Source organism: Pseudomonas sp. TE12234 (genome assembly GCF_054061835.1).
This window is the reverse complement of record NZ_JBSSEP010000002.1, coordinates 222944-235074: the sequence shown is the minus strand read 5'-3', so window position 1 is coordinate 235074 and position 12131 is coordinate 222944. Positions and strand designations below refer to the sequence as shown.

General features: G+C 60.2%; 10 protein-coding genes and 1 pseudogene. All 11 read right to left on the bottom strand.

The genetic code is table 11. The annotated features are described in order from the left end of the window. Nucleotides 1-202: 202 nt before the first annotated feature. On the bottom strand, nucleotides 203-1147 hold the full coding sequence (locus tag ACVWYU_RS04685) for a carbohydrate kinase family protein (protein WP_457372053.1): 945 nt from the start codon (nucleotides 1145-1147) through the stop codon (nucleotides 203-205). 13 nt (nucleotides 1148-1160) lie between these two features. Further along, nucleotides 1161-2657 carry a xylulokinase gene (gene xylB / locus ACVWYU_RS04680; protein ID WP_457372052.1) on the bottom strand — a complete coding sequence of 499 codons (1497 nt, stop codon included), beginning with the start codon at nucleotides 2655-2657 and terminating at the stop codon, nucleotides 1161-1163. 108 nt (nucleotides 2658-2765) lie between these two features. Beyond that, nucleotides 2766-4238: a mannitol dehydrogenase family protein gene (locus ACVWYU_RS04675; RefSeq protein WP_457372051.1), complete on the bottom strand. Its 1473-nt coding sequence runs from the start codon at nucleotides 4236-4238 to the stop codon at nucleotides 2766-2768. A 16-nt stretch (nucleotides 4239-4254) separates the two neighbouring features. After that, nucleotides 4255-5358: an ABC transporter ATP-binding protein gene (locus ACVWYU_RS04670; protein WP_457372050.1), complete on the bottom strand. Its 1104-nt coding sequence runs from the start codon at nucleotides 5356-5358 to the stop codon at nucleotides 4255-4257. A gap of 145 nt (nucleotides 5359-5503) precedes the next feature. Further along, the gene (locus ACVWYU_RS04665) at nucleotides 5504-6334 is read right to left on the bottom strand and encodes a carbohydrate ABC transporter permease (protein WP_007936731.1); all 831 of its coding nucleotides are present in this window, start codon (nucleotides 6332-6334) and stop codon (nucleotides 5504-5506) included. A 10-nt stretch (nucleotides 6335-6344) separates the two neighbouring features. Then, nucleotides 6345-7244 carry a carbohydrate ABC transporter permease gene (locus ACVWYU_RS04660; protein ID WP_236693137.1) on the bottom strand — a complete coding sequence of 300 codons (900 nt, stop codon included), beginning with the start codon at nucleotides 7242-7244 and terminating at the stop codon, nucleotides 6345-6347. Between the two features lie 201 nt (nucleotides 7245-7445). Then, complete coding sequence (locus tag ACVWYU_RS04655) at nucleotides 7446-8756, bottom strand: ABC transporter substrate-binding protein (RefSeq protein ID WP_390956205.1); 1311 nt, start codon at nucleotides 8754-8756, stop codon at nucleotides 7446-7448. A gap of 346 nt (nucleotides 8757-9102) precedes the next feature. After that, nucleotides 9103-10008: an AraC family transcriptional regulator gene (locus tag ACVWYU_RS04650; protein WP_457372049.1), complete on the bottom strand. Its 906-nt coding sequence runs from the start codon at nucleotides 10006-10008 to the stop codon at nucleotides 9103-9105. An 80-nt stretch (nucleotides 10009-10088) separates the two neighbouring features. After that, nucleotides 10089-10250: pseudogene (locus ACVWYU_RS04645) on the bottom strand (phospholipase); the annotation flags it as partial. Between the two features lie 63 nt (nucleotides 10251-10313). Then, entirely contained in the window at nucleotides 10314-11618 is a 1305-nt protein-coding gene (locus ACVWYU_RS04640; protein WP_457372048.1) for a glycosyltransferase, read from the bottom strand. Nucleotides 11619-11696: 78 nt separating this feature from the next. Beyond that, nucleotides 11697-12056, bottom strand: a complete 360-nt coding sequence (locus tag ACVWYU_RS04635) for a response regulator (RefSeq protein ID WP_390956202.1) — start codon at nucleotides 12054-12056, stop codon at nucleotides 11697-11699. Between the last annotated feature and the right edge of the window lie 75 nt (nucleotides 12057-12131).

Below are 12131 nucleotides of genomic sequence, written 5' to 3'. Positions count from 1 at the left end.
GAGTGCGGTCCAGTAGAGTGTTGGACTGCGCGATTAAGCATTGGTTAACTCACCTGTACGCCGCCTGTCGCCTGGCCACTACCGTTTGGCGGCAACGTTCCGGCTAAGGTCGTCGAATCTCCCACGGCGCCCGTTGTGAATGACCGGGAATTGTAGGAACGGGCTTGCTCCGGGCCGCGTTCCTGCGACAGGGCCTTCGAATTCAACGACGACCCAATTGATGCCGATACGGCAAGTCCGGTCCGGTCTTGCTGCACGTCAGCGCCGCAGCCTGAACCGCAAACCTGACCATCGCGTCGATCTGTTCACGACTCAATTGGCCCACGCCTTCAGCCGAATCCAGCTGCTGCTCGGTCAACCAGGTAATCAAAGCCGCTTGAAAGGTATCGCCGGCACCGACAGTGTCGGCGATTTTCACCGCACAGGCGGGAATCGACCACGAACCGTGGGCGCGACTGAATACGGTGGCACCTTCGCCACCTCGGGTCAAAAACGCCAACTGACAACGGTGCTGCAACCAGCCATCAATCACCCGTGCCGGGTCTTGCCCGGGATACAGCAGGTTCAAGTCTTCATCGCTGACCTTGATCAGGTCGGCGTGCTCCACCAACGTGGCAATCCGTGAGCGCCACAGCTCGATGTTGGGTTCAGGGTTAAGCCGCACGTTGGGGTCGAGGCTGATCAGGCGCCGGCCACTTTCGCGACGCACCAACTCCAGCAGCGTGTCGGCCACGGGTTGCACGACCAGCGAATATGAACCGATGTGCAACCCGCGCACTTGCGGCCCCAGTTCCGGCAGATGTTCCGGTTTCAGTTGCCGGTCCGCGCAGCCCTCGCCACGGAAGCTGTAGTGCGGTGAGCCATTGGCCCCGACCGCGACCATGGCCAGGGTGGTGGGCGCCGGGAAATCCACCAGGTAGTCAGTGTCTACGCCTTCGTCCTGCAACACTTGCAACAAGCGCCGACCGAGGTAGTCGGTCGACAACCCGGCAAACAGCGCTGCGTCGACGCCCAGGCGGCACAAACCCACCGCGACGTTGAACGGCGAGCCGCCGGCAATCGCCTTGAAATTCACTTTTGAAGCCAATTCGCTGGCGTCGTTTTCACTGAAGAAATCGAACAGCGCTTCGCCACACACCAGATACATAGTTATTCGCTCTTTAAAGGGTTGCGACATGCTGTCGATAGCGTTCGTAGGCCTGTTGGGAGGCCATCACGTTTTCTGCAATCGGCAAGGTTTCACTGGCCAGGTCGAGTTTCACGCAACGCTCGCACAGGTCCGAGAGGCTGTCTTCGTGGCCGTTGGCCCAGGATGTACTCCACGCCGCCTGAATCGCCGCGCCCAGGGCGGCGGCTTCGCTTTGTTCGGTGCAGATCACTGGCGTGTTCATGGTGTCGGCGACTATTTGCCGCCACACCTGACTTTTCGAACCGCCGCCGATCAGGCAGATGCTGCGGCTTTGTAAGCCATTGTCGCGCAGCAGGTCCAGTCCATATCGCAAGCCGAAGGTAGTGCCTTCGACCACGGCACGGCACAGATTGGCTTGGGTCAGGTTGGTCATGTTCAGACCCAGGACGCTGCCGGTGGCATGGGGCAGGGCGGGCACGCGTTCGCCGTTGAGGAACGGCAGCATACATACGCCTTCGGCGCCGATGGGGGCCTGGGTGACGAGCGCGTTGAAACACTCGATATCCAGATCGAACAACTCGCGGATCACCCCGGTGGCGTTGGTCAGGTTCATGGTGCAGATCAACGGCAGCCAGCCGCCGCTGGAGGAGCAAAAGGTCGCCACCGCAGCGTCCGGACTGACCTTCGGCTGATCGGCATAGGCGTAGATCGTCCCGGACGAACCGAGGCTCATGGTGATCGCGCCCGGTTTGATGTTGCCCGTGCCGATCGCGCCCATCATGTTGTCACCGCCGCCGCTGGAGACCCGCGCGCGCGGGTTGATGCCCAAGTGCCCGGCGATGCTCGGCAGCACGGTGCCGACGGGGGCGTGAGCATCGATCAGTTCCGGCAACGCCGCTTGCAAGCGGCCGCTGGGGTCGATGTCACGCAGCAACTGCAAATCCCATTGGCGGGTGCGCACATTGAAGTAGCCGGTGCCGGAGGCGTCGCCGTACTCGCTGCAGCTGCGCCCGGTGAGCCAGTAGTTGAGGTAATCGTGGGGCAGCAGCACGTGAGCGATGCGGGAGAAAATCTCGGGATGCTGTTCCTGGGTCCATAACAGTTTGGACACGGTGTAGCCTGGGGCGATGACCACACCCAGACGTTCCAGCGAGCCTTTTTCGCCGCCCAGATGCCTGAGCAGTCGATCGTTTTCTTCGGCGGTTTCGGTGTCGCACCAGAGCTTGGCCGGGCGCAGCACCTTGCCCTGATGGTCGAGCAGCACCAGGCCGTGTTGTTGGCCGGATACGCCGATGCCCAGAATGGCCTCGCCGTCGACATTGGCTGCCAGCAAGGCGCGCCGGCTGGCGAGGGTCAACGCGTCGAGCCACTGCGCCGGGTCCTGTTCACGGCGGCCATTGGCGCCACTGATCAGCTTGTGCGCAGCAGCGCCCTGGCCCAGCACTTGACCACTGACGGCGTCCAGGATAATGGCTTTGGTGCCCTGGGTGCCGCAGTCGATGCCGAGGAAGAGTTGTTGGTTTGTCATGGCAGGTCCTGTGTGTCAGGTCGATCTTGGTGACCATTGAGCATCTGCGTTGTCTGTCAGGTCGTCATCGCGGGCAAGCCCGCGACGGTAGCAGCTTCAACGCAGGACTTATGCCAGAACCCTCTCCAGCGTCCGCGTCACCCCGACATCGCGCAAGCTGTTGCAGCACCACTCAAACGCCGCGACAAACTCCGCCGAGCGTGGTATCGCCGTGCCAAAGATCTCCTCGACCCCCAGTATCCGCTGGGTGATCAACGCATCATCGGCCACCAGCGCCTGGCAGAACGCCGCCCGTGGGTCCGGGATGGCGTAGGTGTCGCCGTTCTCGTCCACACCCTTCAAGTACAAGGCCCAGGCGGCCACGACCAGCGCCGCCCGTTTGGTGTCCTGACCGTCGGCGATCAGGCGGTTGATGGTCGGTACGGTGAATTTCGGAAACTTCGACGAACCGTCCGAGCAAACGCGCTCCAGTTGGTCGGCAATCGCCTGGTTGGAAAAACGTGCCACCAGCGTGTTTTTGTACTCGGTCAGGTCAATTCCCGGTACCGCTGACAACTGCGGGGTCACATCCAGGTCCATGTAGGCGCGCATGTAGCGCACGAACAGGGGATCGTTCATGGTCTCGTGGACAAAGCGGTAACCCTTCAGAAAACCCAGATAAGTCAGGGCCAGGTGACTGCCATTGAGCAGTTTGATCTTCATTTCTTCATAGGGCGCGACGTCGTCGGTGAACTGCACGCCGACCTTTTCCCAAGCCGGGCGACCATTGACGAATTTGTCTTCCAGCACCCACTGCACAAAGGGTTCGCAGACCACCGGCCAGGCGTCGTCCAGCCCATGCTTGTCGGCCAGTTGCAGGTGATGTTCGGTGCTGGTCATCGGCGTGATGCGGTCGACCATGGCATTGGGGAAACTCACGTTGCGCTCGATCCAGTCGCGCAGCCCGGCGTCGCGCAATGCCGCGAAGGCCAGCAACGCCTTGCGGGTGACGGCCCCGTTGTGCGGCAGGTTATCGCAGGACATCAAGGTGAACGCCGGTGTGCCAGTCGCCCGGCGTTTGGCCAGTGCGGCACAGAGGAAGCCGAACACGGTTTTCGGTGCGTCAGGGTTCGCCAGGTCATGCTGGATCTGCGGCAGCCCGGCCATGAACTCGCCATTGCTGTCATCGATGCAGTAGCCGCCTTCGGTGATGGTGAGCGAGACGATGCGGATCTCGGGGCTGGCCAGTTTTTCGATCAGCGCCCGGGCACCGTCTTCGGCCAGCAGCATGTCGCGAATGGCCCCGATGACCCGCACTTCGGTGTCGTCGCTATCGCCCAGTTCGAACAGGGTGAACAGGTAGTCCTGTTCTTTCAGATCGTCACGGGCACGGCGGTCTTCGGCGCGCAGGCCGACACCGCAGATCGCCCATTCCAGGCCTTCGCCGGTATTCATCAGGGCGTCGGTGTAATACGCCTGATGGGCGCGGTGAAAGCCGCCGACGCCAATGTGGGCGATGCCTTGGCGAGTGTCACTCAGGGCGTAGGCGGGCAGGGCCACCTCGGGGGCGAGGCGGTTGAGGTTCTGTCTATTGAGTTTCATCACAGGTTCTCTGAAATCAGGCGGCAACGCGCAGTGGGCGGGTCAGCGCCACGCCGTTGGCATCGAATAAATGGCAGTGCCCGGCGTCCAGATGCAGGCTCAAGGACTCACCGTAGCGGCTGGCCAGATCACCGCGCACACGCATGGTCAAGGCCTCGCCGGAAGCGGTCACGACGTGACAGAAGGTGTCGCTGCCCAGGCGTTCGCTGACGTCGGCAGTGACTTGCAGTGTGCAGTCGCCAGGCTTGGCCAGCTCCAGGTGTTCCGGACGAATGCCCAGGGTCACCGCGCCACCCACGGTCAGGTCGGCAGCGCTGAGCGGCAAAGTGATGCGGGTGCCGGCGTCCAGTTGCACTTCGCAACCCTGGCTGTCGACACGGCTGACGTTGCCCTTGAGAAAACCCATTTTCGGCGTGCCGAGAAAACCGGCGACAAACAAGTTGGCCGGTTGGTGATAGAGGTCCAGGGGCGAGCCGACTTGCTCGATCTTGCCGCCGTTGAGCACCACCACCTTGTTGGCCATGGTCATGGCTTCGACCTGGTCATGGGTCACGTAGATCATCGTGGCTTGCAGGTCTTTGTGCAGGCGCAACAGTTCCAGACGCATCTGTACCCGCAGTGCCGCGTCGAGGTTCGACAGTGGTTCGTCGAACAGGAAAATCTTCGGGTTGCGCACGATGGCCCGGCCGATCGCTACGCGCTGACGCTGACCACCGGACAGTTGCTTGGGTTTGCGCTCCAGCATCGGCCCCAGCTCGAGAATGCGCGCGGCTTCGCTGACTTTCTTCTCCACTTCAGCCTTGGGCACGCCCGCCAGATCGAGGGCGAACGACATGTTCTTGCGCACGCTCATGTGCGGATACAGGGCATACGTCTGGAACACCATCGCCAGATCGCGCTTGGCCGGGCTGACCTCAGTGATGTCGCGGCCATCGAGTTCGATGGTGCCGCCGCTGACTTCTTCCAGGCCGGCGATCAGGCGCAACAGGGTGGATTTGCCGCAGCCCGACGGGCCGACGAACACCACGAATTCCTTGTCGTACACTTCCAGGTCGATGCCTTTGATGATGGAAAAGCCTTCGAAGCCTTTCTGCAGATTCTTGATTTTCAGGTTGGCCATGGTGGTGGGCCTCCACTGTTGGTTATTTGGTTGAACCTGTAGGAGCGAGCTTGCTCGCGATGAACTCACAGGCGACACGTTTGTTGAGGCAGCCCGCGTTAACGTTTACGTCCATCGCGGGTAAGCCCGCTCCCACAATGGGCATTCATTTCACGGCGCCGAACGACAGGCCGCGCACCAGTTGTTTCTGGCTGATCCAGCCGAAGATCAGGATTGGTGCGCAGGCCAGGGTCGACACCGCCGACAACTTGGCCCAGAACAATCCTTCGGGGCTGGAGTACGAGGCGATCAATGCGGTCAGTGGCGCGGCTTTCGATGAGGTGAGGTTCAGCGACCAGAACGCTTCGTTCCAGCACAGGATCAGCGACAACAGGACGGTAGAGGCCAGCCCGCCCTTGGCGATCGGCAGCAACACGCGGACCATTTCCTGCCACAGGGTCGCGCCATCCAGCCGAGCGGCTTCGAGGATGTCTTTGGGGATGTCCTTGAAGTAGGTGTAAATCATCCAGACCACGATCGGCAGGTTGATCAGGGTGTAGATCACGATCAGCGCGATGCGCGTATCCAGCAGACCGAAGCTCTTGGCCAGCAGGTAGATCGGCATCAAGACGCCCACCGGTGGCAGCATCTTGGTCGAGAGCATCCACAGCAGCGTACCTTTGGTGCGTTGGGTTTCGTAGAACGCCATCGAGTAGGCCGCCGGCACCGCAATCAGCAGGCACAGCGCGGTGGCGCTGAACGAGATCACCACCGAGTTCCAGGCGAAACTGAAGTAATCACTGCGCTCGTTGATGTGCAGGTAGTTCTCCAGGGTCGGGGTGAAGATGAACTGCGGCGGCGTGGCGAACGCGTCGATTTCGGTCTTGAAACTGGTCAGCACCATCCAGAAGATCGGGAAAAAGATCAGGATCGCGATGGCCCAGGCCAGGGTGCCGAGCAGCAGGCTTTGCAGGCGACGGGATTGTTGAAGGGTCATGGCGCGGGCCTCAGGCTTTATCTGTCAGGTTTTTGCCGATCATTCGCACCAGCACGATGGCCGCGATATTGGCGATCACCACCGCAATCAAGCCGCCGGCGGAGGCCATGCCGACGTCGAACTGCACCAGCGCCTGGTTGTAGATCAGGTAGGCGAGGTTGGTCGAGGCGTAGCCGGGGCCACCATTGGTGGTGGTGAAGATTTCGGCGAACACCGAGAGCAGGAAGATGGTTTCGATCATCACCACCACGGCAATGGGCCGGGCCAGGTGTGGCAACGTCAGGTGCCAGAAAATCGCAACGGGCCCGGCACCGTCCAGGCGCGCGGCTTCCTTCTGTTCCTGATCGAGGGACTGCATGGCAGTCATCAGGATCAGGATCGCGAAGGGCAGCCATTGCCACGAGACAATGATGATGATCGACAGCAGCGGGTAATGCGCCAGCCAGTCCACCGGTTGCGCGCCGAACAGTTTCCAGACGTAGGCGAGCATGCCCGACACCGGATGGAAGATCAGGTTTTTCCAGATCAGCGCTCCGACCGTGGGCATGATGAAGAACGGCGAGATCAACATCACCCGCACGATGCCTCGGCCGAGAAATTCACTGGCCTCCAGCAAGGCACTGATCAACACGCCGAACACCACGCTGATCAGCAGCACGCTGCCCACCAGCAACAGGGTGTTGGTGGCCCCGGGCAGGAACCCCGAGTCCGTCAGGAAGTAGGTGAAGTTCTCCAGCCCGACGAATTCGTTTTCACCCGGATTGAGCAGGTTGTAGCGAATCATCGAGAAGTACAGCGTCATGCCCAACGGCACGATCATCCACAGCAGCAGCAACGCCACCGAAGGGCTGACCAGAAACCAGCCTGGGTTGCTCAACCGGCTTTTACGCAGCGGTTGAGGGATTTCCATGTGAGCTTTGGCAGTTGAGGTATTCATGGTGATCACGACCGTTTGGGTGCAGATACATGTTCAGGAAAGAACAACATTCCTGACATAGACGCGAACCCTGTGGGAGCGGGCTGGCCCGCGATGGCGATTGAGCCGTCGACATCAATGTTGAATGTGCCGGCCTCATCGCTGGCAAGCCAGCTCCCACAGGTTAAGTGGCGGTTACTTGGGATAACCGGCGCGCTTCATCTCTCGCTCTGTGGTTTGCTGCGCCGCCGTCAGGGCCTGGTCGACCGTCATCTGACCGATCAGCGCCGCGGAAAACGACTTGCCGACCTGGGTGCCAATGCCCTGGAACTCGGGAATGGTCACCAACTGAATGCCGATGTAGGGCACCGGTTTCAGCGTCGGCTTGCTCGGGTCTGCGGCTTTCAGTGACTCCAGCGTCACCTTGGCAAACGGCGCGGCACTCATGTACGCCTCGCTGTAGGTCGAGGCCCGGGTGCCTGGCGGCACGTTGGCGATGCCGTCTTTTTCTGCAACCAGCGCACTGTATTCCCTGGAGGTTGCCCAGGCGCTGAAGGTTTTCGCCGCATCCTTGGCCTTGGAACTGGTCGGGATCGCCAGTGCCCAGGAGTACAGCCATGCCGAGCCTTTGTCGGTGACCTGATGCGGGGCGTAGGTGAAGCCGACGTGATCGGCCACTTTGCTTTGGGTCTTGTCGGTGACGAACGAGCCGGCGACGCTGGCATCGACCCAGATCGCGCATTTGCCGCTGTTGAACAGCGCCAGGTTTTCGTTGAAACCGTTGCTCGATGCGCCCGGCGGGCCGGATTTCTTCATGGTGTCGACGTAGAAGTTCAGCGCGTTTTTCCACTCGGCGCCGGTGAATTCCGGCTGCCATTGCTCATCGAACCAGCGCGCGCCATAGGCGTTGGCGAGGGTGGTGATCAACGCCATGTTCTCGCCCCAACCGGCCTTGCCGCGCAGGCAGATGCCGTACTGCTCTTTATCCTTGTTGGTGAGTTTGCCGGCGAACTCGCCGATCTGTTCCCAGGTCGGGCGCTCGGGCATGGTCAGCCCGGCGTTCTTGAACAGGTCGGTGCGATAGTAGGTGATGGAGCTTTCGGCGTAGAACGGCAGTGCGTACAACGAACCCTTTACCGACAAACCTTCACGCACCGAGGGGAACACATCGTCGAGGGCATAGCTCGCCGGCAGGTCCTTCATCGGTTCCAGCCAACCCTTGGCGCCCCACAGTGCCGCTTCGTACATGCCGATGGTCAATACGTCGAACTGCCCGCCCTGGGTGGCGATGTCGGTGGTCAGGCGCTGACGCAGGACGTTTTCTTCAAGCACCACCCAATTGAGCTTGATCTCCGGATGTTCGGCCTCGAAGGTTTTCGAGAGCCTTTGCATGCGGATCATGTCGCTGTTGTTGACGGTGGCGATGGTCAGGGTCTGGGCGCCGAGGCTGACGCTGCTGAGGGTCATGCAGGTGAGGGCAAGCAGAGCTTTTACAGAAGGTTGCATCGTGCACTCCTTTTCTGCTCCCGAGGGGGGACAGAAGGACGGTTATTGTTTTTGTGTCTTCCGCTTGTAGGAAGAATCTGCGCTGATTACAGCCTTCAATTCACGGCGAAACAAATCATCCGTCGCACTTGAATCGATACTTTTTTGCACTGGGGTTTAGAGCGGTAGACGCAGGGAAGGGCTTTTCAGCGGTGAAGTGATATCGAATCCGTACAGGTTTTCGACACCAGGCAGGTCAAAACCTGTGGGAGCTGGCTTGCCAGCGATGGCGGTGGATCAGTCGATAGAGATGTTGGTTGCGCAGGCCTCATCGCTGGCAAGCCAGCTCCCCCGGGGACGGGTGATGTCAGCCGTGGTTTTGCTCGGTCAGACGCTGTACCACCAACCGCCGGTAATGGGACGGCGTCATGCCCTTGAGCTGTTGAAAACGCCGGTTGAAGTTGGAAATATTGTTGAAGCCCGATTCGAAACAGACGTCGGTCACCGGTTTGTCGCCGTCGGCCAGCAACTCGCAGGATTTACTGATGCGCAGGCGATTGACGAATTCGATGAAATTGCGCCCGGTGGCCTGTTTGAACACCCGGCTGAAATAGGTCGGTTTCATGCCCAGGTGCTCGGCGACTTCTTCAAGCGGCAACTCCCGCGCGTAGTGGGCAAAGATGTAATCCACCGCGCGGTTGGTGCGGTCGATGTTGTGCTCGTCAGCCAGTTGCGGCGTCGTGGCGCCGGACAACAACTGATAGTCGTCAGTGGCTGCGAGCAATCCCAGCAGAATGAAAAAGTGCCCCAGCCGCGTCACGCCCTGCGTATCGGCGATGCGTTGCATCAGGTCCATCGCCTGGCGGATGGTGTGCTTGCAACGAAATTCGATGCCGTACTGCGCCCGCTCCAGCAGCGGGGCGAGGGTCTTGAGCTCGGCGAACACCTGATAGCCGCTGTCGAACAACTCATCGGTGAAGTTCACCAGCATGTCGCGCTTGGGCACCACTTCGTCTTCGGCCACCTGGCTGATCCAGTTGTGCGGCAGATTCGGGCCGGTCAGGAACAGGCTTTCGGGGTAGAAGTTGCCGATGTAGTCGCCGATGAACACCTTGCCGGAGCTGGCGACAATCAGGTGCAACTCGTATTCCTTGTGGAAATGCCAGCGTACCAGCGGGCAGGGAAACCCGTGCTGGCGGTAGATGATGGACAACCCGTTGTGGTCATCCATCAGCTCATAGGAAGGGTCGGTTACTCTGGCAGTACGAGTCATGTCGGCACGCTTTTCTTGTTAACGCACCGTGATCATGCCCTTTGCGCAGTGGCAAATGCCAGTTTGCCGCAATATGACGTCTAGCGAGACCTTGTGGACTCATGGAGCGCGTGGCCGTAAACGGCTTTCATGCTGCTGGCGCTCCAGCAATAGCGGACGATGTCGGATTCTTCGAAAAAATCGGTGCTGATGATGCAGCAGCGCGTGCCCCGGCTTCGTGTGGTGCTGAACCATTCGTAGATAAAAACCATCGTAGGGGCTTCTGCCAGCGTTATTACGTCCTGTCTATGTTGGAGCGCCGTAGGTCATATAACTTTTTCTGGAACGCGATTCTTTGCCTCAATCCATTGCGCCATGTACTGGGTGCTCTTGTGTTGATGGTGGCGCAACATGCTGCCGGTAAAGTTATCCCGGCGGATCTGCGCCAGATACCGTTGGCAATACTCCAGCTTTTCAATCAGGGCCGGGCCATGGGTGGACTGCTGGTAGCGGCTGGCGAGCAGTGCCTGGGCCTGGCACTGGGCTTGCTGCCAATCAGACTTGTCGGTGTGCAAGCGCACCGCGTTACTGGCGAACTCGCGGGCGGTTCGGCACACGGCTCCGGGCCAGGCTTGCGAGCCGTGCATGGCTTCGGCGCCTGTTGGCGTGGTGACAGTCGGCGTACCGCAGAGCATTGCATCAACGATTTTGCCTTTGATTCCCGCGCCAAAACGCAGTGGCGCCAGGCTCACCCGAGCCGCCGACATGACCTGCAACGCATCTTCCGCCCAGTTCATCACGTGAAAGCCCTGGCCGGCATTGTGCAGCGCGGTTGCCTTGGGCGGCGTGTAAGCGCCATAGATATGCAACTGCGCGCCAGGCAACTGCTCGCGGATCATTGACCAGATGACGGTTTTCAACCAAAGCACCGCATCCCAGTTGGGCGCATGCCGAAAGTTGCCAATGTGCAGGAAGTGCGCACGGTCTTCGAACGGTACCGGCAGCTGGTTCGGCAGATCAACCATCAGCGGGCACCAATGCAGCAGGCTTCGCGGAAGGTTGAACTGCTCGACCAGCAACTCGATTTCCACCTCGGAGATCATCAGGTTCAAGTCACAACGATAAATCGCGGCGATCTCCCGTTTGGCCAGATCGGTATCGGCCATGAACTCGAACTCTTCGCGCAACGCCGGTGCAAACAAGTCCGTGAAGTCATTGGCGTCATCACTGGCCTTCAATCGCGCCTTGAGTCTTTGATGCCGGGCATCGCGCAGACTTTGCAGGTCGGACGTTTCCAGCACGCGCAGTGCCTGGGGACAATGTTTCTCGACGCGCCAGCCAAACTGCTCTTCCATCATGAAGCGATCGAACAGCACCACATCCGGGGCCAGTTCGCGGACGAACGTGTCGAAGCTGCTGTTATTCAACTCGATCGGCACCTCACGAATACCCAGCGCCGTCAGGTCAGCCCGGTGTTCGCCGCTGCCGGCCGGGCTGCTGAAGGTGATGTCCCAACCCTGCTGCAGGAATGTCTCAAGGATCTGCATCATGTGGCCGCCGGCTGCGGAGGAGCGGGGCTCGGGCCAGACGTAACCAATGACCAGGACTCTGGTTGCGCGAGGTTCACTCATGTACGGGGTTTCCTTGGAGCGTGCAGGGGGCAGACAAATTTACGAGGGGGCGGTATTAGACCATGGCCGGTAGCAGGTTCACTCGAGAATGCTCTTGACCTTGTCCCGCAACTGATCGATGGAGAAGGGTTTGCCAATCACATGCATCCCTTCGGGCACTTCGATGCTTTCGGCATAACCGCTGGCAAACAAGACCGGTAGATCGTGGCGCAGCATGCGCGCCTGAGCGGCCAGTTCTCGGCCATCCATCACTGGCAGGCCGACATCGGTCATCATCAAGTCAATGTGCTGGTCCTCGTCATTGAGAAAATCCAGCGCCTGCTCACAGCCATCGGCTTCAAGAACTTTGAACTCCAGCTCCTCCAGCACATCGACAATCAGCATGCGCACGATGGCATCGTCTTCGACGACCAGGATGATGGAGGAGTTGGCAGGCATGGCGGACATCTCGAAAAGTGGGGAGGGTGGCCAGTCGATCGAAATCGCCGGCCTCTTGCATGAGTAAATGGCGAC

What these genes read in the sequence shown, in the direction of transcription:
- ACVWYU_RS04655 (WP_390956205.1), bottom strand. Translation starts at nt 8,756, where the DNA reads ATGCAACCTTCTGTAAAAGCTCTGCTTGCCCTCACCTGCATGACCCTC.
- xylB (WP_457372052.1), bottom strand. Translation starts at nt 2,657, where the DNA reads ATGACAAACCAACAACTCTTCCTCGGCATCGACTGCGGCACCCAGGGC.
- ACVWYU_RS04685 (WP_457372053.1), bottom strand. Translation starts at nt 1,147, where the DNA reads ATGTATCTGGTGTGTGGCGAAGCGCTGTTCGATTTCTTCAGTGAAAAC.
- ACVWYU_RS04670 (WP_457372050.1), bottom strand. Translation starts at nt 5,358, where the DNA reads ATGGCCAACCTGAAAATCAAGAATCTGCAGAAAGGCTTCGAAGGCTTT.
- ACVWYU_RS04675 (WP_457372051.1), bottom strand. Translation starts at nt 4,238, where the DNA reads ATGAAACTCAATAGACAGAACCTCAACCGCCTCGCCCCCGAGGTGGCC.
- ACVWYU_RS04635 (WP_390956202.1), bottom strand. Translation starts at nt 12,056, where the DNA reads ATGCCTGCCAACTCCTCCATCATCCTGGTCGTCGAAGACGATGCCATC.
- ACVWYU_RS04640 (WP_457372048.1), bottom strand. Translation starts at nt 11,618, where the DNA reads ATGAGTGAACCTCGCGCAACCAGAGTCCTGGTCATTGGTTACGTCTGG.
- ACVWYU_RS04665 (WP_007936731.1), bottom strand. Translation starts at nt 6,334, where the DNA reads ATGACCCTTCAACAATCCCGTCGCCTGCAAAGCCTGCTGCTCGGCACC.
- ACVWYU_RS04650 (WP_457372049.1), bottom strand. Translation starts at nt 10,008, where the DNA reads ATGACTCGTACTGCCAGAGTAACCGACCCTTCCTATGAGCTGATGGAT.
- ACVWYU_RS04660 (WP_236693137.1), bottom strand. Translation starts at nt 7,244, where the DNA reads ATGGAAATCCCTCAACCGCTGCGTAAAAGCCGGTTGAGCAACCCAGGC.